A 26,462-nucleotide genomic window follows, 5' to 3' on the forward strand; every position below is an offset into this window, starting at 1 on the left:
CTGGGCCACGTAATTGCGATAAGGCACGGAGGCCGGCAACAAATGCCCGCGCCCGACCACATGGGCCTCGATTTCCGCCGTGAGCATGCCCAGGGATGTCGCGTCATCGACCATATGATGGAACAGCAACATGCCGACCCAACGACCGTTCGCTGCATCTTCGGCATACCCGAGGCGCATCATCGGCGCCTGGCGGATGTCCAGGCGGTAATGACGGGGGTCCAGGTGTGCCCGCAGTTGTTCGGCGATATCGCCCGCCGCGGGGTCCAGCACCACTTCATCGAGGCCCAGCGGCGCTTCGCGCCAGACCACCTGTACCGGCTCGTCCAATCCTTCCCATACCACCGCCGTGCGCAGGATGTCATGCCGCGACACCACGCCTTGCAAGGCCTTGGCGAAGTCATCCAGCCGTGCGCGACTGTCGAAAGCGAACAGAATGTATTGCAAATAGGGGTCGCCTTGAACCGCAGCGAGGTGGTGATACAGAATCCCCTCCTGCAAGGGTGCCAGGGCATAGATGTCCTGCACGTTGGCCACGCCGCCCGGCACCGTCGCCAGCACGCGGTCGATGCCGATCTGGTCCAGGTCAGCCAGCGGCAGCATGTCCGGAGTGATTCGCAGGCAGTCATCCGGAATGACATTGGCCGGCACCCGGATCTCATGACGTCCCCCCACGGCCGCCGCCAGCGCCGCCAGGGTCGGCTGTCCGAACAGCACGCGTACGTCGGCCGTCAGGTCGACCTGGCGCATGCGCTCGATCAGTTTCACCGCCAACAGCGAATGGCCGCCCAGTTCGAAGAAATGATCATGGCGACCGACTCGCTCCAGGTGCAGCAGGTCCTGCCAGATCGCGGCGATGACCGTTTCGACTTCGCCTTGCGGGGCCTCGTATTCACGGCTCACCACCGCTGACTGGTCGGGCACCGGCAAAGCCTTGCGATCGAGCTTGCCGTTGGTGGTCAGTGGGAACACCGTCAACATCACGAAGGCGCTGGGCACCATGTATTCGGCCAGGGAACCCAACAGTTCGGCGCGCAGCTCAGCCGCCGTAGGAGGCTCGCCATCTTCGGCAATCACATAGGCCACCAGGCGCTGATCGCCCGGCGTGTCCTGGCGCGCCAGCACCACGGCTTCCCGCACACCCGTGCACGCGGCCAGTTTGGCTTCGATTTCGCCCAGCTCGATACGGAATCCGCGAATCTTCACCTGATCGTCGTTACGCCCCAGGTATTCGATGCTGCCGTCCGCCAGCCAGCGACCCAGGTCGCCGGTCTTGTACATCCGGGCGTTCGGTTCGCGGCTGAACGGGTTGGCGAGGAAGCGCTCCGCCGTCAACTCGTCGCGGTTCAGGTAGCCACGGCTTACGCCTGCGCCACCCACGTACATCTCGCCGACCACGCCGACCGGCACCGGCTCGCGCTGGGCGTCGAGCACGTACAACTGCAAGTCAGGGATGCGCTTGCCGATGGGGCTGACGCCGGTCAGCTGTGCGTCGGCGGCTTCGAGGGCGCGGTAGGTCACATGCACCGTGGTTTCGGTGATGCCGTACATGTTCACCAGTTGCGTGCCGGCATTGATTGCCCGGGCATACCACGGCTTGAGGATGCCGGTTTCCAGGGCTTCGCCGCCGAAGATCACCTGGCGCAGGTTGTGGCGCAGGTCACTTTCGCCCTGGGCTGCGATCAACTGGCGGAAGGCACTCGGCGTCTGGTTGAGGATGGTCACCCCAGCCTCGCACAGCAATGCATAGCAGTATTGCGGCGAACGGCTGACCAGCTGCGGCACCACCAGCAGGCGGCCGCCACGGGTCAGCGCGCCCCAGATTTCCCAGACCGAGAAGTCGAAGGCAAAGGAATGGAACAGCGCCCAGACGTCCTGCGGACCGAAGTCGAACCATGGCTGGGTGGCCGAGAACAACCGTGCGACGTTGCGGTGTTCGACCATCACCCCTTTGGGCAGGCCGGTCGAGCCCGAGGTGTAAATCACATAGGCCAGATGACTGGCGAGCAGACCCTGCACATCAGGGTTGTGCGACGGTTGCTGGCCGATGACATCGAGCGGGTCGAGCATGACGATCGGCACGCTGATGGGTGGCAGGTTGTCGCTGCATTGCGACTGAGTCACCAGGGCCACCGGACGGCTGTCGTGCAGCATGTAGGCAAGGCGTTCCGCCGGATACGCAGGATCCAGCGGTACATAGCCGGCGCCGGACTTGAGGATGCCCAGAAGGCCGACGATCATGTCCAGGCCGCGCTCGACACAGATCGCTACCCGATCATCCGGACGGATCCCCAAGGCCAGCAGGCCATGGGCCAACTGGTTGGCCCGCCCATTGAGCTGGGCATAGGTCAGTGTCTGGTCTTCATACGCCACGGCTACCGCGTCAGGCTGGGTGACGGCCCAGGCCTCGACTTGACGGTGGATCAGGGCGTCCCCGGCATATTCGATGTCGCAGCGGTTCCAGGCATCGACCAGTTGCTGGCGCTCGGCCGCGGGCAGGATGGACAAGGCTTGCAAGGGCGTCTGTGGCGCCTGCTCCAGGGCCTCGACCAGATTATTCAGGGCTGTCTGCATATAGCCGCAGATACGCGCCGCACCGATGGAGGCGTCCACCAGGGCCGTGAGGGAAAAATCTTCGCCAAAGTCGTCCACGTTCAGCGTCAATGGATAATTGGTTCGTTCATCACCGTTCAGCGCCTCGATCCCGCTCCAGGCCGAGCGCGCGTCCTGGCTCACCTCGACGGCGCTGTGCCGGTAGTTGAGCAAGGCACTGAACAACGGCGTCGGCGCGGCCACGCCGCTGCAACGCTGGGCCAGGGCCAGGGAAGCATGTTCATGCCCCAGCAGCGCTGTCAGCCGGGCATGGGTCGCCCTGACGCCGGCGCGAACATCCTCGGCCCCCACGTCCACCCGCAACGGCAACGTGTTGATGAACATCCCCAACGCCCGGTCGGCACCCTCGCCGCCCTGCAGACGCCCCAACAGCACCGTACCGAAGACCACCTCCTGCCGGCCGGAGACCTTGCCCAATACCTGGGCCCAGGCCAGATGCACCAGGCTGGCGGCAGTGACGCCCAACTGGCGTGCCTGCGCCCGCAGGCGCCGAGACAGTGCCGGGTCCACGGCCTGGCGGGTTTCATCGATCCCGTGTCCGTCACCCTGCACATCCTGCAAGCCGAAAGGCAGGGTCGGCTCGTCGATATCGCCAAGCATTTGCTGGAAAAACGCTTCGTGCGCGGCTTCGCTCGCCCCCAGACGCGACTGGGCCACGTAGTTGCGATAAGGCATCGCCTCACCCAACTGCGCCCCCTGCCCCAGCAGGAGCAGTTGCATTTCATGCTGCATCACGTCCAGCGCGGTATGGTCCAGCGCCATGTGATGGAACAGCAGGATCGCCACCCAACGGTCCAGCGCCTCGTCCTGGGCATAGACCAGCTGCAGCATCGGCGCCTGATGCAAATCGAGACGGTAATGCCGCGCATCGAACCGGGTCGCCAGTTGCGTAGCCACGTCGCCGGCGGTGGCCTCGGGCTCGAAGCGTTGCAGCGTCAGTTGCACCTTGCGCCAGACCAGTTGCAGCGGTTCGTCCAGCCCTTCCCAGACGAGGCTCGTGCGCAAAATGTCATGCCGATCGATCACGGTTTGCAACGCTTCGACGAACGCCTCGAAACGCGCCAGGCTGTCGAAGGCGAACTGCGACTGCAGCACGTACGGGTCGCCCTGCTCGGCGGCCAGGTGGTGATAGAGGATCCCTTCCTGCAACGGCGCCAATGGGTAGATGTCCTGCACATTGCGGGCACCGCCCGGCACCGTAGCCACCACCCGATCGATCGCATCCTGGGTCAGGTCCACCAGCGGCAGCAGGTCCGGGGTGATGTGTGCGCAATCGGCCGGAATACGGTTGGCCGGCACGCGGATTTCCTTGCCACTGCCCACCGCCGCCGCCAGTGCCGCCAGGGTTGGCTGGCTGAACAGCACGCGCACGTCGGCGCTCAGACCGGCCTGGCGCATGCGCTCGATCAGCGTCACCGCCAGCAGCGAGTGACCGCCCAGTTCGAAGAAGTGGTCATGCCGCCCGACCTGCTCGATCTTCAGCACATCGGCCCAGATCTGCGCCAGGGTGCTCTCGATCTCGCCTTGCGGGGCTGCGTATTCGCGGCTGGCATAGGCCTCGGCATCCGGCGCCGGCAGTGCACGACGGTCCAGCTTGCCGTTGGCGGTCAGCGGGAAGGAGGACAGCACGACAAAGGCGCTCGGCACCATGTAGTCGGCCAGGGTGCTGGCCAATTGGCTGCGCAGGTCATGCACCGACAGGGTGATGCCCGGCTCGGGAATCACATAGCCCACCAGGCGCTTGGGCCCGGTTTCGTCCTGCCGGGCCAGGACCACGGCGTCTTTTACGCCGGCACATTGACCCAAGCGGGCCTCGATTTCGCCCAGTTCGATACGGAAACCGCGGATCTTCACCTGGTCGTCGTTGCGGCCCAGGTAATCCACGGCGCCGTCAGCACGCCAGCGTGCCAGGTCGCCGGTGCGGTAAAGCAAGGCTGCCGGATCGGCGCTGAACGGGTCGGCGACGAACTTCTCGGCGGTCAGCTCAGGGCGATTCAAATAGCCTTTCGCCACGCCGTCGCCACCGATATACAGCTCGCCCGCCACGCCCACTGGCACAGGCTGTTGATGAGCATCCAGCACGTAGACCCGGCTGTTGCCGACAGGACGGCCAATGGGAATACCGCCCTCGCCCACGCTTCTGATTTCGTGGGTGGTGGTGAAGGTGGTGGCTTCGGTCGGGCCGTAGCCGTTGAGCAGGTGCTGCGGCGCGCCCTCTTTCAGCACGCGACCGATCACCGCCGGATCGAGCACGTCGCCGCCGACGATCAGGTAGCGCAACTGTTTGAACACCGACATCAGGCCGGCGGCGTATTGATGGAACAGCCCGGCGGTCATCCACAGCACGCTGACCCGCTGTTCCGTCAGCAACTGGGCAAAACGCGCCTGGGTCAGCAACACGTCCTGTTCGACCACCACCACGCATCCGCCGTTGAGCAACGGCGCCCAGACGTCCAGGGTACTGGCGTCGAACGCCGGGTTCGAGGCGAATGCCACCCGGTCCTGGGCGGTGAAATCCGCATAGCCATTGTTGATCACCAGGCGATTGATGGCCCGATGTGGCACCAATACACCCTTCGGCGTACCGGTGGAGCCGGAGGTGTACATGATGTAGGCGACCGACTCGGCGCTCTGGGGCAGATCGAGGTTGCCGCAGGCTTCATCCAGCGTCACACGGTCCAGGTCGACCCGCACAGGGCCTTGCGCCACAGTTGCAGAACTCAGGGCCAGCAGGACTTTCGCCCCGCTGTCTTCAACCATGAACTGCTGGCGCTCCAAGGGTGCGTGGATATCCAGCGGCACAAAGACCGCGGCGCACTTGAGCACGGCCAATTGGCTGACCAGCAATTCAAGGGAGCGCTCCAGCAGGATCGCCACGCGCTCACCCGGTTGCACACCCAGGTCGACCAGATGACGAGCCAGTTGGTTGGCCCTGGCGTTGAGCTCGGCGTAAGTCAGGCTGTGGGGCTGATGCACCGCTGCCAACGCCTCGGGGTTGGCCTGGGCCTGGGCTTCGAACAGCCCGTGGACAGTCCTGTCCTGGGGGTAGCGACGAGTGGTGGCGTTGAAGTCCAGCAGCAGTTGGCGACGTTCGGCCGGCGGCAGGATCGACACGCTCGCCACCGGTGTAGAGGGCGTCTGCTCCAGGGCAGCCACCAGGTTCTCCAACGCCACATTCATATAGCCGCAGACTCGCTGCGCACCGATCTGCGGCACCGCCAGCGCGGTCAGGCTGAAACCTTCGCCCAGGTCGTCCACCGACAGGGTCAGTGGGTAGTTGGTGCGTTCCTCGTTGCCCAGGATCTCGATGCCGTGCCAGGCCGCCCGTGTATCGGCCGAAGTCACATCCACATTGCTGTGCCGGTAGTTGAGCAAGGCGCTGAACAACGGCATCGGCGCAACCACGCCGCTGCACCGCTGGGCCAAGGCCAGCGAAGCGTGTTCATGACCCAACAGGCCGGTCAGCCGGGCATGGGTCGCCTTGACACTGCCGCGCACATCCAGCTCGCCAATGTTCACCCGCAGCGGCAAGGTGTTGATGAACATGCCAAGCGCATGCTCGGCGCCGTCGCCGCCCTGCATCCGCCCCATCAGCACCGTACCGAACACCACGTCCTGCTTGCCGGACACCTGGCTCAGGACACGCGCCCAGGCCAGGTGATGCAGGCTCGCCGTGCTCACGCCCAACACCCGGGCCTGGGCGCGCAGACGGCGGCTCAAGTCGGCACAGAGCTGCAACCCGGCCTCTTCGATGTCGCTACCGTCGTTGCGTACCTCCTGCACGCCGAAAGGCAGCGTCGGTTCTTCGATGTCACCGAGCATCTGGCGGAAGAAGACCTCGTGCTCTTCGCGGCTGACGCCCAGGCGCGCCTGGGCCACGTAATTGCGGAAAGGGGCCGCTTCGCCCAGTCGATCGGCCTGGTCCAGCAGATGCGCCTGCATTTCATGGCGCACCACTTCCAGCGCCGTATGGTCGAGTGCCATGTGATGGAACAACAGCAACGCAACCCAGCGCTGGTTCGCGCTGTCATGGGCAAACGCAATGCGCATCAGCGGCGCCTGTTGCATGTCGAGACGGTAGTGCAGCGTGTCGAAGCGCTTACGCAGCTGAGCGACGATGTCCCCCGCCTCGGCCGCCAGTGTCACCTCTTCCACAGCCAATTGCGCCTTGCGCCAGACTACCTGCACCGGCTCGTCAAGACCTTCCCAGACCACCGAAGTACGCAGAATGTCATGGCGGTCGATGACCGCCTGAAGCGCGTGGGCAAAGGCATCCAGGCGCTCACGGTCGGCAATGTTAAACGTGGCCTGCAATACATAGGGATCGCCCGTGGCCGCCGCGATGTGGTGATAGAGGATGCCCTCTTGCAGCGGCGCCAGCGGATAGATGTCCTGCACGTTACGCGCACCACCCGGCACCGTCGCCACGATACGGTCGATGGTCTGTTGGTCCAGATCGACCAGCGGCAGCATCGACGGGGTGATCCGGGTGCTGCCCAAGAGGATGCCATTGTCCGGCACCTGGACATCGCGACCGCTGCCAATGGCGGCCGCCAGTGCCTTCAAGGTCGGCTGGCCGAACAACACGCGGATGTCCGCCGACCAGCCCAGCTGGCGCATGCGCCCGATCAGGCTGACGGCCAGCAAGGAATGACCGCCCAGTTCGAAGAAATGGTCGTGCCGGCCGACCTGCGGCAGGCCCAGCAGCTCCTGCCAGATCTGCGCCAGGGCGACTTCGACGTCGCCTTGGGGGGCTTGGTATCCACGGGTAATCACCGAATCCTGATCCGGCGCCGGCAAGGCCTTGCGGTCGAGTTTGCCGTTCGGGGTCAGCGGCAAGGCATCCAGGCGCACATAGGCCACGGGCACCATGTATTCGGGCAGTTGCGCTTGCAGGTGGCTACGCAGGGATTCGATGTCCGCCGTTGCCGATTCGGTGAAATAGGCGACCAGACGCTTGTCGCCCGGTACGTCTTCGCGGGCCAGCACCACGGCTTCCTTCACGGCATCGTGTTGAGCCAACCGCGCCTCGATCTCGCCCAGTTCGATCCGGAAACCGCGGATCTTCACCTGGTCGTCGTTTCGGCCCAGGTACTCGATGTTGCCGTCCGGCAGGTAACGCCCCAAGTCACCAGTCTTGTACATCCGGGCGTTCGGTTCACGGCTGAACGGATCCTTGAGGAAGCGTTCGGCGGTCAGGTCATCGCGATTGAGATAACCGCGCGCTACGCCAGCGCCACCGATGTAGATCTCGCCCGGCACGCCCAAGGGCACCGGCTGCCGGTGCTCATCCAACAGGTAGAACTGGGTGTTCGCCACCGGCTTACCGATGTGCGCAGCAAACCCGTCTTCGCGGGCCATCGACACCCAACTCGAATAGGTCGTGGTTTCCGAAGGACCGTAGAGGTTGCACAAGCGCTTGACGGTGGTCTGCTCGAACAACGCTTCCACCAGACTGCGCTTGAGCGCTTCGCCAGCGACGTTGACGGTGTCCACGCCCTCACCCAAGCCACCGGACTCCAATAACGCCTTGAGCGCCGAGGGCACGGTGTTGATCAGGGTGATGTCGTGCTCGCCCTGTTGCAGTTCCAGCACATTAGTGACCACTTCGATGCTGCCGCCACAGGTCAGCGGCGCGAAGCATTCGTAAACCGCGAGATCGAAGTTCAGCGAGGTCGAGAACAGGGTTTTCGACAAGGTGTTGGTATCGAACGACCGATGGGCCCAGGTCAGGAAGTTCACCGTGTTGCGGTGTTCGATCATCACGCCTTTCGGCAATCCGGTGGAACCGGAGGTGTAAATCACGTAGGCCAGGTGCGAAGAGGTCAGCTCAGACACCTGCGGATTCGAGACGGATTCGTCCTGCCACAGCCCGCTACCGAGGTCGATCACCGGCATCGTTGCATCAACCAGCAAGCCAAGGGTCGCCGTCTGGGCCAACACCGCCGCCGGGGCGCTGTCTTGCAGCATGTAGGCAATCCGATCCGCCGGATAGGCCGGATCCAGCGGCACGTAACCGCCGCCGGCCTTGAGGATTGCCAGCAGGCCCACGACCATATCGAGACCACGCTCGACGCAGATCGCCACCCGCGAATCCGGCCGTACGCCCTGCTTGCGCAGGTAATGCGCCAGGCGGTTAGCCCGCTCGTTCAGTTCGCGATAATTGAGATGCTGTTCGCCGTGCAGGACGGCCACATCGAGTGGAGTCCGTTGCACCTGTTCCTCGAACAAGCCATGAATGGTCTGCTCAAGCGGATACTCCGCTTGCGTGGCATTGAATGTCGCCAGCACCTGTTCGCGCTCGGAAGCCGGCAGAATCGGCAGGCGATACAATGCCGCCTGCGGTGTCTGCTGCAACGCCTCCACCAGATTCTCCAGCGCTGCCTGCACATACCCGCAGACCCGCTGCGCGCCGATCCGGGCGTCCACGAGCACCGTCAGGCTGAAGCCGTTACCCAGGTCGTCGACGTTCAGGGTAAGCGGATAGTTGGTGCGCTCCTCGCCATCCAGGGCCTGGATACCGCGCCACGCGTGCATCGCAGGTGCCGAAACCGTGCCGGTGACGCTGTGTCGGTAGTTCAGCAAGGCGCTGAACAGCGGCAACGGCGCCGCCACGGCGCTGCATCGCTGGACCAAGGCCAGGGAAGCGTGCTCATGCCCCAGCAGGGCCGTCAACCGCTCGTGGGTGGCCTTGACGCCCGCCCGCACCCCTTGCTGCCCGACCGCCACGCGCAATGGCAGGGTATTGATGAACATGCCCAGCGCCCGGTCGGCGCCCTCGCCGCCCTGCATCCGGCCCATCAGCACGGTTCCGAACACCACGTCCTGGCGACCGGACACCTTGCCCAGCACCTGGGCCCAGGCCAGATGCACCAGGCTCGCGACGCTCACGCCCAATTGCCGGGCCTGCTGACGCAGGCGCAGGTCCAGGGCCGGATCCAATGCCTGCCGGGCCTCTTCGATATCATGACTCTGACCCTGTACATCCAACAGGCCGAACGGCAATGTCGGCTCGTCGACATCACCGAGCATGTCGCGGAAAAACGCCTCGTGCTGTTCACGACTCACCCCCAGTCGTGCCTGCGCCACGTAGTTGCGATAGGGCACCGTGGCCGCCAGTTGTGCGGTTTCGCCCAGCAAGTACGCCTGCATCTCCTGCTGCACCACTTCCAGCGCCGTGTGGTCGAGCGCCATATGGTGGAACAGCAGGGTCGCCACCAGTCGACGATTGGCCTCGTCCTGCCCGTAGACCAGGCGCATCAGCGGGGCCTGGCCCACGTCCAGGCGATGGTGACGCGGATCGAAGCGCTGGCGCAGCTGCGCCACGGCATCGCCGGCGGTCGGGTCGAACTCCACCGCATCGAGGTGCAGCTTCGCCTCGCGCCAGACCACTTGCACCGGCGCCGTCAGGCCATCCCAGACGACGCTGGTACGCAGGATGTCATGGCGATCGATCACCGCTTGCAACGCCTGGACAAACGCCTCGAGACGCTCACGGTCGTCGAAGGCGAACTGCGCCTGGAGGACGTACAGGTCGCCCTGTTCAGCCGAAAGATGGTGGTAGAGAATACCCTCCTGCAACGGTGCCAGCGGGTAGATGTCCTGCACATTGAGCGCACCACCCGGCACCGTCGCCACGATGCGGTCGATGGCCTGCTGGTCCAGGTCGACCAATGTCAGCATCGATGGGGTGATCCGGGTGCATCCCGGCACGATACCGTTGTCCGGCACCTCGACTTCGTGACCGCTGCCGATGGCGGCCGCCAGTGCCTTCAAGGTCGGCTGGCCGAACAATACGCGCACGTCCGCCGACCAGCCCAACTGGCGCATGCGCCCGATCAGGCTGACGGCCAGCAACGAGTGACCGCCCAATTCGAAGAAATGGTCGTGGCGACCGATGCGTTCGACCTGGAGCAGGTCTTGCCAGATCTGCGCCAAGGTGATTTCGGTTTCACCTTGAGGGGCTTCGTATCCGCGGCTGATGACCGAGTCCTGATCCGGGGCTGGCAGCGCCTTACGGTCAAGTTTGCCGTTGGGGGTCAGCGGCAGTGCGTCGAGGCGTACATAGGCCACGGGCACCATGTATTCGGGCAGTTGCGCTTGCAAATGGCTGCGCAGACTTTCGATGTCCGCTGTTGCCGATTCGGTGAAATAGGCGACCAGACGCTTGTCGCCCGGTACGTCTTCGCGGGCCAGCACCACGGCTTCCTTCACGGCATCGTGTTGGGCCAGTCGAGCCTCGATCTCGCCCAGTTCGATCCGGAAACCGCGGATCTTCACTTGGTCGTCGTTTCGGCCCAGGTACTCGATATTGCCGTCCGGCAGGTAACGCCCCAAGTCGCCGGTCTTGTACATCCGGGCGTTCGGTTCACGGCTGAACGGATCCTTGAGGAAGCGTTCGGCGGTCAGGTCATCGCGATTGAGATAACCGCGAGCCACGCCGGCACCGCCGATGTAGATTTCGCCCGGCACGCCCAGCGGCACCGGTTGCCGGTGTTCGTCCAACAGGTAGAACTGGGTGTTCGCCACCGGCTTGCCAATGTGCGGAACAAACCCATCTTCGCGGGCCATCGACACCCAACTCGAATAGGTCGTGGTTTCCGAAGGACCGTAGAGGTTGCACAGGCGCTTGACGGAAGTCTGCTCGAACAGCGCCTCAACCAGACTGCGCTTGAGCGCTTCACCGGCGACGTTCACCGTGTCCACGCCGTCACTCAGCCCACCCGACTCCAGCAACGCCTTGAGCGCCGACGGCACGGTATTGATCAGGGTGATGTCGTGCTCGCCCTGTTGCAGTTCCAGCACGTTGGTCACGACTTCGATGCTGCCGCCACAGGTCAGCGGCGCGAAGCATTCGTAAACCGCGAGATCGAAGTTCAGCGAGGTCGAGAACAGGGTTTTCGACAGCGTTTGAGCGTCGAACGACCGATGGGCCCAGGTCAGGAAGTTCACCGTGTTGCGGTGTTCGATCATCACGCCTTTCGGCAATCCGGTGGAACCGGAGGTGTAAATCACGTAGGCCAGGTGCGAAGAGGTCAGCTCAGGCACCTGCGGATTCGAGACGGATTCGTCCTGCCACAGCCCGCTACCCAGGTCGATCACCGGCATCGAGGCACCGGCCAGCAAGCCAACCGTGGCCGCCTGGGCCAATACCGCCGCCGGGGCGCTGTCTTCCAGCATGTAGGCAATCCGATCCGCCGGATAGGCCGGATCCAGCGGCACATAACCACCACCGGCCTTGAGGATCGCCAGCAGGCCCACGACCATGTCGAGACCACGCTCGACACAGATCGCCACCCGCGAATCAGGCTGCACACCCTGCTTGCGCAGGTAATGGGCCAGGCGGTTGGCCCGCTCGTTCAGTTCGCGATAATCCAGGCGCTGCCCACGGTGGAGCACCGCCAGCGCGTCCGGCGTACGCTCTACCTGAGCCTCGAACAAGCCGTGAACGGTCTGCTCAATCGGATACTCCGCTTGCGTGGCATTGAAGCCATCCAGTTGCAGGCGTTCGGTATCGCCCGGCAAGACGATTTCACTGACTACGGCACGGGCATCGGCCACCATCGCCCGCAACATGCGCTCCAGATAACCGAGGTAGCGTTCCATGGTCGTCCGGTCGAACAACGCCGTGGCATATTCCAGGGTGCCTGAAATCAGGCCATCCACTTCACCCAGGTTCAACGACACATCGAACTTGGCGCTACGCCCCGGTGCCTCCACGGTTTGCAGAGACAAGCCTTCCAGCACAAGGCTGTGCCCATCGGCGGCCAGCCATGACAGCATGGCCTGGAACAGCGGGCTATGGGACAGGCTGCGCACCGGCTTGACCCGCTCCACCACTTGCTCGAACGGCAAGTCCTGATGGGCCTGGGCGCTCAAGGTCTGCGCCTTGACCCGCTGCAGCAGCGTTTCGACATTCGGCCGTCCCGATACGTCGATGGGCACGGCCAGGGTGTTGACGAAGAACCCGATCAACTCCTCGACCTCGGCACGTCGACGGTTCGCCGTCGGCGAGCCAATGACGACCGTGTCCTGCCCCGAGAGCCGGCCGAGCACGGCGGCCCAGGCAGCCAATACCGTCATGTAGAGCGTCGTGCCGTGGCGCTGACTCAACGCTTTGAGATCCGCCGTCAGCGCTTCATCGAAAATCACCGACAGGGTCGCGCCGGCATAATCCTGCTGCGCGGGTCGCGGACGGTCCGCGGGCAACGTCAACAGAGGCGGCGCGTCTGCCAGGGTCCGTTGCCAATAGGCACTCTGTTCGCTCAACACCTCCCCGCTCAGCCAGCGGCGTTGCCACACGGCAAAATCGGCATACTGGATCGGCAGCGGCGATAACGGATCGGCTGTGCCATGCAGGCAAGCCTGGTAGAGCGCGCCCAGTTCACGGGTCAGCACGCCCATCGACCAGCCATCCGAGACAATGTGGTGCATCGTGACCAGCAGGACATGCGCCTCCTGCGCCAATCGCACGAGGCGACCGCGGATCAACGGCCCTTGGTGCAGATCGAATGGCGCGTGTGCTTCTTGCGCAGCCAGCCGGGCCAACTCATCCTCGGCGTCGACGCGATTGGACAGGTCATGGAATGTCAGAGCAAAGCCGCTCTCTTCGGCGGCAATGCGTTGCACGACGTCACCCCCGACCTTGTCGAACGTGGTGCGCAAGGCTTCATGACGCGCCACGATCCGGTCCAGGGCATCACGCAGAGCCTGCGGTGCCAGCCGGCCATTGAGGCGAAGTCCACCGCAGATATGATAGGCGGCGCTGCCACCCTCCATCTGCGCCAGGAACCACAGGCGCTGTTGCGCAAACGACAAGGGCAAGGGCTCGTTGCGAGACACCGCCACGATGGGCGGCAATGTACTGGCCGTCGCCTGCGTGACCCAGGCTGACAAGCCCATCAGCACCGGGTTGGCGAACAGCTCCGCCAGGCTCAGTTCCACGTCCAATTGCTGGCGCACCTGAGACATCAAGCGCACTGCCAGCAACGAATGCCCGCCCAGCTCGAAGAAATCGTCATGACGACCAACCTGCTCCACGCCCAGCAAACGGGACCAGATCTCCGCCATGCGGGTTTCCATCTCACCCACTGGCGCTTCGTAGCCGCGGCTTGAATAGGCATCGCTGTCAGGCGCCGGCAGCGCCCGGCGATCAAGCTTGCCGTTGGCCGTCAGGGGCAACGCGTCGAGTCGTACGTAGGCCGATGGCACCATGTGCCGTGGCAAGTGCACCTGCAACCGGGCACGCAGGTTGTCGGCCGTCAGGTCGTGATGTTCGCCTTCGTGTGTCGTGTAGTAGGCCACCAGGCGCATGTCATCCGGCGTCTCCCCAAGGGCAATCACCACCGCGTCGCGCACACCGGGACAATCGCCGAGCCTGGACTCGATTTCACCGAGTTCGATACGCAAACCGCGTATTTTCAACTGACCGTCGTTGCGCCCCAGGTAATCGATATTGCCGTCAGGCAAGTAGCGCCCCAGGTCGCCGGTACGGTACATCTTCGCGTGCTGCACAGGGCTGAACGGGTCCTGCACGAAACGCTCGGCCGTCAGTTCAGGCCGGTTCAAGTAGCCCCGCGCAACCCCCGCGCCGCCGATATAGAGTTCCCCCGTCGCGCCAACCGGAACCGGTTGCAAGTGGGCATCGAGCAGATAGACCCGTGTATTGCCCACCGGCTTACCGATATGCAGCTGCGCCTCGCCGGCGTCGATCCGGCCTGAGGTGGCGACCACCGTGGTTTCCGTGGGTCCATAGTTGTTGATCAGCGTGAAGCCCGGGTCGATGGGCAGCTTGCGCAGGCGGTCACCGCCAATCAGCAAGGTGCGCAAGCGCTCATGACCCAGGTTGCGGCCAAACGCGTATTCGGCAATGGGGGTGGGCAGGAAGCACACATCCAGCGCCTGGGCCTGCCACCAATCGAGCAATGCATCGACATTGTCACTGCCCGCATGGGCCGGCGGCAGCAACAGCGTGGCTCCGACGCACAGCGCCGGCCAGATCTCCCAGGCGGCGGCGTCGAAACCGAAGCCGGCGACGCTGGAGGTGCGGCTGCCACGTTTCACATCGAAAGCCTGGCAATGCCAGCCCACCAGGTTGTTGAGGTTGCGATGCTCGACCATCACGCCCTTGGGCAGGCCGGTCGACCCCGAGGTGTAGATGACGTAGACCAGATGACTCGGATCGAGGCCCGGCACCACCGGATTGGCGACCTCTTCGTCCTGAGCGATGTCATGTTCAAGATCAAGTACCGGCAACGTGTCCCCCGCCATGAGGGCTTTGGTCACCGGGTGCACCAGAACCGCTACCGGTGCGCTGTCTTGCAGCATGTAGGCGATACGTTCTGTCGGATAGGCCGGGTCCACGGGTACATAGCCCGCGCCGGACTTCAGGATGCCCAGCAACCCGACGATCATGTCCAGGCCGCGCTCGACACAGATCGCCACCCGGTCATCCGGGCGAACACCCATCGCCAGCAAGCGATGAGCGACCCGGTTCGCGCGGGTGTTGAGTTCGCCATAGGTCAATGCCCGACCTTCATGCACCACCGCCGTCGCCTCGGGCTGCGTCACCGCCCGGGCTTCGACCTGGCGATGGATCAACGCTTCATCGGCGTACACCGCCGCCGTCGCGTTCCAGGTTTCGAGCAATTGCCGACGCTCGACCGCAGGCAAGATTTCCAGGCTGTGCAACGGTGTTTGCGGCGCCTGCTCCAATGCGTCGACCAGGCTCTCCAGAGCCCTCGACATATAGCCACAGATACGCTGGGCGCCGATCCGGGACTGGACCTGCACCGTCAGGCTGAAGCCTTCACCCAGATCATCCACCGACAGCGTCAGCGGATAGTTGGTGCGCTCCTCGCCACCCAGGGCCTCGATCCCCTGCCAGGCCGATGACGACTGCAGCGCGACGGGCTCGGCCACCGTATGCCGGTAGTTGAGCAACGCACTGAACAAGGGCGTCGGGGCAGCCACACCGCTGCACCGCTGGGCCAACGCCAGGGAAGCGTGTTCATGGCCCAACAGCCCGGTCAGCCGATCATGGGTTGCCCGTACACCGGCGCGCACATCCTGTTCGCCCAGCCGCACGCCAATCGGCAGGGTGTTGATGAACATCCCCAATGCCCGATCGGCGCCGTCGCCGCCCTGCATGCGACCCATCAACACCGTGCCGAACACGACATCCTCGCGACCCGATACCCGGCTCAGCACCTGAGCCCAGGCCAGGTGATGCAGACTGGCGGCGCTCACGCCCAACTGGCGCGCTTGCCGGCGCAGACGGCGGCTCAGGTCTGCGGGGATGTCCTGCCTGGCTTCTTCGATGGCATTGCCGTCGCCGCGCACATCCTGCAAGCCGAACGGCAGCGTCGGCTCGTCGATCTCGCCGAGCATTTCGCGGAAGAACCCTTCGTGCTCCTCTCGACTGACACCCAGGCGCGCCTGGGCCACGTAGTTGCGATAGGGCACCGCCTCGCCCATCCGGTCGGCCTGGCCGAGCAGATGCGCCTGCATTTCGTGGCGCACCACTTCCAGCGCCGTGTGGTCCAGCGCCATGTGGTGGAACAGCAGCGTCGCGACCCAGCGCTGGTTGACGGCATCCTCGGCAAAACGGATGCACATCAGCGGTGCCTGGCGGATGTCCATACGGTGGTGCCGGGCGTCGAAACGGGCCTGCAACTGGCCGGCGATATCGCCGTCCTCATGGTGCAACTCCACATGCTCGATCCCCAGCACCGCCTCGCGCCAGACCACTTGCACCGGCTCGTCCAGGCCTTCCCAGGCCATGGAGGTGCGCAAGATGTCGTGGCGATCGATCACGGCCTGCAAGGCCTGGGTGAACGCGTCGAAGCGTTCGCGGCTGTCAAAGGCGAATTGCGCTTGCAGCACGTAGGGGTCACCCTGTCCGGCTGCAAGGTAGTGATAGAGGATGCCTTCCTGCAACGGCGCCAGCGGATAGATGTCCTGCACGTTGCCCGCACCGCCCGGTACCGCCGCCACGATGCGGTCGATAGCGTCCTGGCTCAACGAGACCAACGGCAGCATGGCCGGGGTGATGGCCGCGCAGCCGGAGGGGATCAGATTCGCCGGGACAGTGACTTCGTTGCGGTCATGGTTGCCGACAGCCGTCGCCAAGGCAGCCAGGGTGGGCTGGCTGAACAGGATGCGTACATCGGCACTCAAGCCGGCCTGGCGCATCCGTTCGATCAGGCTGACGGCCAGCAACGAGTGGCCGCCCAATTCGAAGAAGTGATCGTGACGACCGACCTGTGGCAGACCGAGCAGCTCCTGCCAGATCTGCGCCAGGGTGGTTTCGATCTCGCCCTGCGGGGCTTCGTATCCACGGGTAATCACCGAATCCTGATCCGGGGCCGGCAAGGCCTTGCGGTCAAGCTTGCCGTTCGGAGTCAGCGGCAGTGCGTCGAGGCGTACATAGGCCACGGGCACCATGTATTCGGGCAGTTGCGCTTGCAAATGGCTGCGCAGACTTTCGATGTCCGCCGTTACCGATTCGGTGAAATAGGCGACCAGACGCTTGTCGCCCGGTACATCTTCGCGGGCCAGCACCACGGCTTCCTTCACGGCATCGTGTTGAGCCAACCGCGCCTCGATCTCGCCCAGTTCGATCCGGAAACCGCGGATCTTCACCTGATCGTCGTTACGGCCCAGGTACTCGATATTGCCGTCCGGCAGGTAGCGACCCAGGTCGCCGGTCTTGTACATCCGGGCGTTCGGTTCACGGCTGAACGGATCCTTGAGGAAGCGCTCGGCCGTCAGATCGTCGCGGTTCAAATAACCCCGAGCCACCCCAGCGCCACCGATATAGATTTCGCCCGGCACGCCCAAGGGCACCGGCTGCCGGTGCTCCTCCAACAGGTAGAACTGGGTGTTCGCCACCGGCTTACCGATGTGCGCAGCAAACCCGTCTTCGCGGGCCATCGACACCCAACTGGAATAGGTCGTGGTTTCCGAAGGGCCGTAGAGGTTGCACAGGCGCTTGACGGAAGTCTGCTCGAACAGCGCTTCCACCAGACTGCGTTTAAGAGCCTCACCCGCCACGTTGACGGTATCCACACCCTCACCCAACCCACCCGACTCCAGCAACGCCTTGAGCGCCGACGGCACGGTATTGATCAGGGTGATGTCGTGCTCGCCCTGTTGCAGTTCCAGCACATTAGTGACCACTTCGATGCTGCCGCCCGACGTCAGCGGCGCGAAGCACTCGTAGACCGCCAGGTCGAAGTTCAACGAAGTCGAGAACAGGGTTTTCGACAAGGTGTTGGTATCGAACGATCGATGAGCCCAGGTCAGGAAGTTAACCGTGTTGCGGTGTTCGATCATCACGCCTTTCGGCAACCCGGTGGATCCCGAGGTATAGATCACATAGGCCAAATGCGACGAGGTCAGTTCAGGCACCTGCGGATTCGAGACGGATTCGTCCTGCCACAGCCCGCTACCCAGGTCGATCACCGGCATCGAGGCACCGGCCAGCAACCCAACCGTGGCCGCCTGGGTCAGCACCGCCGCCGGGGCGCTGTCTTCCAGCATGTAGGCAATCCGATCCGCCGGGTACGCCGGATCCAGCGGTACGTAACCGCCACCGGCCTTGAGGATCGCCAGCAGCCCGACGACCATGTCGAGGCAACGCTCGACACAAATTGCCACCCGTGAATCCGGCCGTACGCCCTGCTTGCGCAGGTAATGGGCCAGGCGGTTGGCCCGCTCGTTCAGTTCGCGGTAGTTCAGATACTGTTCGCCATGCAGAACGGCCACATCGAGTGGAGTCCGTTGCACCTGTTCCTCGAACAAGCCATGAATGGTCTGCTCAAGCGGATACTCCGCCTGCGTCGCGTTGAATGCCTGCAACACTTGCCGGCGCTCTTCTTCGCAGAGAATCTCCAGCTCATTGACGGCCGATTCGGGGGCAAATTCCAGCGCCTCCACCAGGCTCGCCAGGGCGGTCTGCATGTAGGCGCCGACCTGCCGGGCATCGACCCCGCCAGCGGTCTGTACGCTTAGCAGGAAGCCTTCACCCTGGTCGTCCACGGACACCATGCACGGGTAGTTGGTCCGTTCCATGACCTCCAATACCTGCATCCCCGCCCAACGGTCGACCTCGTCGCCTTCCGGCAGCGGACTGTGGCGGTAATTCAGCAAGGCACTGAACAGCGGCAACGAGGCCGGCACGCCGCTGCAACGCTGGGCCAGAGCCAGCGAGGCATGTTCATGGCCCAGCAAGGCCGTCAGTTGTGCGTGGGTCGCCTTGACCCCGGCACGCACGTCCTGCCCACCGACATTCACCCGCAGCGGCAGGGTATTGATGAACATACCCAAGGCCCGATCCGCGCCCTCGCCGCTCTGCATGCGGCCCAGCAGCACGGTTCCGAAGACCACGTCTTCACGGCCGGACACCCGTCCCAGCACCCTGGCCCACGCCAAGTGATGCAGGGCCGCGGCACTCACGCCCAGCCGTCGCGCCTGCTGCCGCAAGCGCCGGCACAGGCTCGGATCCAGGTCCAGCTTCACCTCCTCGATACCCCGGCCGTCACCCTGCACCTCTCGCAGGCCGAATGGCAGGGTCGGCTCCTCCACGTCACCGAGCATGTCGCGGAAGAAACGCTCGTGCTGCTCGCGACTGACGCCCAACAATGTCTGCGCCACATAGTTGCGATAGGGCATGGCGGCCCCGAGGCGGTCGGCCTTGCCTTCGAGGCACGCCAACATCTCCTCCTGCATCACATCGAGCGCCGTATGGTCCAGAGCGATGTGGTGGAACAACAGAATCGCGACCCAGCGCTGATGGGCTTCGTCCCAGGCACAGGCGAGACGCATCAGCGGCGCCTTGCCCAAGTCCAGGCGACAGTGCCGGGGGTCGAACAGCGCCTTCATCTGCATGGCGATGTCGCCTTGGGCCGGATCGAGCGTCTGCTCTTCAAGCACCAGATGAGTGCTGCGCAGAACCACCTGCAAGGGCGCTTCGAGGCCCTCCCAGAGCAAGGCGGTCCTGAGAATATCGTGCCGATCGATCACGGCCTGCAGCGCTTGCACGAAACCGTCGAGTCGGGCCCGGCTGTCCATGGCGAACGCGGCTTGCAACAGATAGGGATCGCCCTCTTCGGCGGCGATGTGGTGATAGAGGATGCCCTCTTGCAGCGGCGCAAGCGGGTAGATGTCCTGCACGTTAGCCACACCGCCCGGCACGGTGGCGACGATGCGGTCGATGGTTTCCTGGTCGAGCTCGACCAGCGGCAACATCGCCGGCGTGATCCGATCGCAACCGGCGACAATTCCGTTGGCCGGCACCACGACATCGACACGAGCGCCCACAGCCGCAGCAAGCGCCGCCAGGGTGGGTTGACCGAACAGCACCCGGACATCGGCACCCAGGCCGGCCTTGCGCATCAGCTCGATCAGTTTCACCGCCAACAGCGAGTGCCCGCCCAGTTCGAAGAAATGGTCGTGCCGCCCCACCTGCGCGACGCCGAGCACGTCAGCCCACAACCGCGCCAGCGTGTTCTCCAGCTCTCCTTGCGGCGCTTCGTATGCACGGCTGGCGAAGGCATCCGCTTGCGGGGCCGGCAACCCACGACGGTCGAGCTTGCCGTTGGGCGACAGCGGCAGTTTTTCCAGGCGTACGTAGGCCGCCGGGACCATGTAGTCCGGCAACAGGGCTTGCAGGTGTGCGCGCAAGCCATCGGCCCCCACCGAGGCATCGGTCGCCTGTACGGTGATGTAGGCCACCAGGCGCTTCTCGCCAGGGCTGTCTTCACGGGCGACCACCGCCGCCTCTTTTACCTCGGCGTGCTGGCAAAGCCTGGCTTCGATCTCGCCCAGTTCAACGCGGAAGCCACGGATCTTGATCTGATCATCGTTGCGCCCCAGGTACTCGATATTGCCGTCGGGCAGGTAACGGCCCAGGTCACCGGTCTTGTACAGGCGCGCTTGTCCCTCGGTGGCGAACGGATCCTGGATGAAACGCTGCGCGGTCAAGTCGTCGCGGTTCAGGTAGCCACGGGCGACACAAACGCCGCCGATATGAATCTCGCCAGCCACGCCGACCGGAACAGGTTGCAGCTGTTCGTCCAGCAAGTAGATGCGGGTATTGGCCACCGGCCTGCCGATGGCCGGCAGCGTCGGCCACGCCGCGACATCGTCGGGCAACGTCAGCGCGGTGGTGACGTGGGACTCGGTCGGGCCATAGTGGTTGTGCAGGCGACAGCCGTCCAGGCGCTCGAACATTGCCCGGATCTGCGGCGTAACGCGCAATTGCTCGCCCGCTGTGATGACATCTCGCAAGCCACAGGCCGACAGCGCGGCATCACGCTCACCGGCCACCGCTTCGGCCAGGGCCTGCAAGGCGATGCAAGGCAGATAGAGCCGTTCGATTCGCTGTTCACGGATGTGCTGGAACAGGCGATGGAAGTTCAGTCGGGTATCGGCATGGATCAGCGACAGCTCGCCGCCCGCGCACAGCGTGCTGAAGATTTCCTGGAACGCCACGTCAAAACCCAGGGCAGCGAACTGCAAGGTACGTGCGGCAGCCCTTCCCTGTTGTTGCGATTGCTCGATCTGCCACTGCATCAGGTTGACCAGGGCACGGTGTCCCATCGCCACGCCCTTGGGCTGGCCGGTGGAACCCGAGGTGTAGATGACGTAGGCCAGGTTGTCGCAAGTCAGTCCGTTCGCCTGCGCATCCGGGTTCGAAGACGGTTGGCTGCCGACACCGGCGGCGACACGTTCCCGGGCATCGAGCAACAGCACAGGCACGCGCAACGACGGGAAACGCCCGTGCAGGTCACGTTGGGTCAACAGCGCCTTGGGTGCGCTGTCTTCCAGCATGTAGTCCAGGCGCTCCGCCGGATAAGCCGGGTCCAGCGGCACATAAGCGGCACCGGCCTTGAGAATGCCCACCAGCCCCGCGACCATCTCCAGGCTGCGCTCGACACAGATCGCCACGCGGTCATCCGGCCGGATACCCAGCCCGATCAGGTAATGGGCGATCTGGTTGGACAGTTCATTCAGTTGCGCATAACTCAGGCACTGGCCCTCACAGGTCAGCGCAATGGCGTCTGGTCGAGCCCGGACCTGGGCCTCGAACAGCTGATGGACCAGCAGCCCGGTCGGGTACGCGACATCGAAGGCATTGAACGTCTCCAGCAACTGCCGGCGCTCGGCGTCAGGCACCAGGGCCAGGCTGTGCAGCGGTGCGTTCACGTCCTGGTCGAGTGCGTCAGCCAGGGCTTCGAGTACCGTGCACATGTAGCCGCAGACGCGCTCGGCACCGATCCCCGCAACCGCTTGCACCGTCAGCCCGAACGATTCGCCCAGGTCGTCCACCGACAGCGACAACGGATAGTTGGTCCGTTCTTCGCCCCCGAGGATCTGCGCCCCGGCCCAGATACGTGCCTGGCCCGCTTCTTTCGGGGCCTGGGCGGCGACGGCGGTCTGACGGTAGTTCATCAGCGCACTGAACAACGGCGTCGGCGCCGCCACGCCGCTGCAACGTTGCGCCAGCGACAACGGCGCGTGTTCGTGGCCCAGCAGCGTCGCCAGGCGTCCGTGGGTCGTCTTCAACGCGGCCAGTACGCCCTGGTCGCCCGCTTCGACGCGCAATGGCAGTGTGTTGACGAACATGCCCAAGGCATGCCCGGCCTCTTGCCCGCCGTGCAGACGGCCCATCAGCACGGTGCCGAACACTACGTCCCGGCGGCCGGACAAGCGACCCACCACCTGCCCCCAGGCCAAGTGATGCAGACTGGCGGTACTCACGCCCAGGCGACGTGCCTGAGCACGCAGGCGCCCGGCCAGCCCGGCATCCAGCGCCAGGGTGGCTTCCTCGATGCCGGCGCCATCGCCCTGCACATCCTGCAGACCGAACGGCAGCGTGGGCTCGTCCACATCCCCGAGCATCTCGTTGAAGAACGCCTCATGCTGCTCCGGATGGCTGCCCAACCGGACCTGGGCCACGTAATTTCGGTACGGCACCGAGGGTGGCAGCGCGGCCGAACGGCCCTCCAGGTGCGCCTCGATTTCCTTGCCCAGCATGCCGAGGGAGGTGGCGTCATCGATCAGGTGATGGAACAGCAACACCGCGACCCAGCTGCCATCGGCGGCATCTTCGGCGAAGTGGATGCGCATCATCGGCGCCTGGCGCAGATCGAAACGGGTATGGCGTGGATCGAAGCGGGCCTGCAACTGTCCGGCAACATCACCTGCGGCCGGCGAGAGATCAAGTTCCTCGACCACCAGGCGGGCTTCGCGCCAGACCACCTGCACCGGCTCGCCCAACCCTTCCCACACCACCGAAGTGCGCAGGATGTCGTGTCGGGCAATCACTGCCTGCAGGGCGTGCCCGAAAGCCTCCAATTGCTGACGACTGCCAAACCGCAACAGCGCCTGCAACAGGTACGGATCGCCTTCGTCGGTCGCCAGGTGGTGATACAGGATGCCTTCCTGCAACGGCACCAGTGCGTAAATGTCTTGCACGTTGCCGACGCCACCGGGCACCGTGGCGATGACGCGGTCGATTTCTTCCTGGGTCAGGCTCGCCAGCGGCAGCATGTCCGGACTGATGCGTTCGACATCCGGAGCAATCCGGTTCGGCGGTATCATGATGCCGTCGCTGTTGCCCGTGGCGGCCGCCAGGCTCGCCAGGGTCGGCTGACCGAACAGCACCCGCACATCGGCGTGCAGGTTGACCTGGCGCATGCGTTCGATCAGCTTGACCGCCAGCAGCGAATGACCGCCCAGTTCGAAGAACCGGTCGTGCCGTCCCACCTGCTCAATGTCCAGCAGTTCGGCCCAAAGGGCCGCCAGGGTGATTTCCACCGCACCGACAGGCGCTTCATAGCGACGCCGGACAACAGCTTCTGAATCGGGAGCAGGCAGTGCCTTGCGATCCAGCTTGCCGTTGGTGGTCAACGGGAAGGCTTCGAGCAGCACGAACGCGCTCGGCACCATGTAGTCCGCCAGCGAACCCAACAGTTGGCCACGCAGGTCGGCCGCCGAGACAGACGCGCCTTCTTGCGCGACGACATAGGCCACCAGGCGCTTGTTCCCCGGCTCGTCCTCGCGAGCGATCACCACCGCTTCGCGCACCTGTGCACACGCCAGCAGTTTCGCTTCGATCTCGCCCAGTTCGATCCGGAAACCCCGGATCTTCACCTGTTCGTCGTTGCGCCCCAGGTATTGCAGTTCTCCGTTGCTCAGCCAGCGGCCAAGATCCCCGGTGCGATACAGGCGTGCATTGGCGCTGCGCTCGAACGGGTCGGGAAGGAAGCGCGTTTCGTTGAGCTCCGGCCGGTTGAGATAACCCCGCGCCACACCGGCACCGCCCACGTACAGCTCCCCCGTCACGCCCTTCGGTACCGGTTGGCCGTGTTTGTCCAACAGATACAGGCGCAAATCGGGAATACGCTTGCCAATGGGGCTGACGCCGGTCATCTGCGCATCCGCCGCACACAACGCACGGTAGGTCACGTGCACGGTGGTTTCAGTGATGCCGTACATGTTGACCAGTTGTGTGCCGGCGTTGATTGCCCGGGCGTACCAGGGTTTCAGAATGGCCGTTTCCAGCGCCTCCCCACCGAAAATCACTTGCCTCAAGCTGTGGCGCAGGTCGCTTTCGCCCTGGGCCGCGATCAACTGGCGGAACGCGCTAGGCGTCTGGTTCAGCACCGTGACACCGGCCTCGCACAGCAGCGCATAGCAGTCCTGCGGCGAACGGCTGACCAGTTGCGGCACCACCAGCAGGCGGCCGCCGTGGGTCAATGCACCCCAGATTTCCCAGACCGAGAAGTCGAAGGCGAAAGAGTGGAACAGCGCCCAGACGTCCTGCGGGCCGAAGTCAAACCACGGCTGGGTGGCCGAGAACAGCCGCGCGACGTTGCGGTGCTCCACCATCACCCCTTTGGGCAGGCCCGTGGAACCGGAGGTGTAAATGACATAGGCCAAATGGCGCGAAGCCAGGGTGCCGATGTTCGGATCGTGCCTTGGCTGCTCGGCGATCCCGGCGGCGTCAGGCTGATCGAGCAGCAACACCGGGACGGACACCTCCGGCAGTTGGGATTCGAGCGATGACTGGGTAAGCAGCGCCACCGGCGTGCTGTCGTCGAGCATGAAAGCCAGGCGCTCCTGGGGATAGGCCGGGTCCAACGGCACGTAACCCGCGCCGGACTTCAGGATGCCCAACAGGCCGACAATCATGTCCAGGCCGCGTTCGACACAGATCGCCACCCGATCATCCGGGAAAACCCCCAATGCCAGCAGACGATGGGCAACCTGGTTGGCCCGCGCATTGAGCTCGCGGTACGTCAACGTCTGGCCTTCGCATACCACCGCCACCGCTGCAGGCTGTGCAGCGGCCCGTGCCTCGAACAGGCCGTGGATCGTACGGTCATGTTCATACGACTGTGGATCACCCGCGCTCCAGGCCTGGAGCAGACGGGATTCGGCCGGCGTCGGCAGGACAAACCCATGGACCGGCAGCGTGTCGTCTTCCAGCCCTTGCTCCAGCACGTGCAGGAAGCGCTCGGCCATCGCCTCGACTTCATCGGCCTGCAAATACGCCTGGTTGTAGATCCAGTGCAGCCAGGCAGTGTCTTCGTGAGGGTTGGTCCGCAGGTGGATGGCCAGGGGCATCTGTTCCTGGCCGTTGGAACTCTTCACCGAATAGGCAGTGGCGTCGCCGAACCGGTACAGGTGATTCTCCTCTTCATAGGAGAATGACACATCGAACAGCTGTGCCCGATTGTCACGCCGCAGTTCCAGGGAACGATGGATATCACTCAAGGGAAACCGCTGGTAGCGATAGTCCTGCTTGAGTGCGCGCGCCACTTCACGGATCAAGTCGCCGAACGACAAGTCGTCGGCGAACCTCAGACGCATGGCGCTGACTTGAGTGAACAAGCCCACGGTTTGCTTGAAAGTGGGATTGGAGCGATTGAGGATCGGCAGGCCGACCACCAGTTCGTCGCGTTGGGTGGTCCGGACAAAGTACACGTACAGCGCGGCCAGCAGCACCGGGAAACGCGAAACCTGATGGCTGAGCGCCAGGGCGTCGATCCGCTCGTTCAGCGTCTGGGGGAATGACGTCATGGCATGGGCACTGGGCACCACGGCTTCGGCGTGACGATCCCGGTAACGGGCGGTGAACAACGGTTCCGGCACATCCCGGTACTTGTCCAGCCAATAAGCCTGGTCCCGCAGATAGCGATCCGAGCCGTGATAGCGGGCATCCTCCTCGATAAACCCGGCATAGGACGGTGCCGACAGGTCAGGCTCGCGGTTTTCCTCAAGGGCGGTATAAAGCTCGCTGAGCGAGGCAAGCATCAAACCGATGCCCCAACCGTCCTGGATGATGTGGTGCAGGTTCACCACGAAATAGAACGAAGCGTCATCGAGCTTGACCAGATAGAAACGGAACAGTGGGCCCTTATCCAGCGCAAAGGGCACCTCCAGCCCCTGCTGCACCCAGGTCTGGGCCGCTGCCTGCGGTTCGGGACGATTGGAAAAGTCGATCAGCGGAACCCGCACATCCAGAGATTCCACCAGCGTCTGCATCGGCACACCGTCGCCGCCGGCGTCACAATGCAACACGGTGCGCAGGGCATCGTGCTTGCGCACCAACAGGGCGACCGCCTGCTGCATGCGCTCCGGGTCGACAGCACCGCGGATATGGACATAGCCGCCCATGGTGTACAGGGCAGAATCGCCCTTGGTCATCTGGTCCAGCCAGATGTCCCGCTGGGACGCCGTCAGTGGGTAGGTAGCCGCAAGCTGCAGGGACTGGTTCATACCCGGCCCTCCGGAACTTGTACACCGGCAGGGCTGGAATTGTGGTTGGCCGAAAAATC

General features: G+C 64.2%; 1 protein-coding gene (only partly in view). It reads right to left on the reverse strand.

Features of this window, described 5'->3' with window-relative positions; translation table 11 throughout:
* On the reverse strand, positions 1-26,403 hold the 5' portion of the coding sequence (locus tag AD666_RS22215; protein WP_053156856.1) for a non-ribosomal peptide synthase/polyketide synthase. The gene continues 17,187 nt to the left of window position 1, outside the view; 26,403 of the gene's 43,590 nt are visible here — the first part of the coding sequence; the start codon lies at positions 26,401-26,403; its stop codon lies beyond the left edge, outside the window.
* Positions 26,404-26,462 lie beyond the last annotated feature (59 nt).

Origin of the sequence: Pseudomonas sp. Pf153 (assembly GCF_001269775.1) — a bacterium.
Classification (GTDB): domain Bacteria; phylum Pseudomonadota; class Gammaproteobacteria; order Pseudomonadales; family Pseudomonadaceae; genus Aquipseudomonas; species Aquipseudomonas uvaldensis.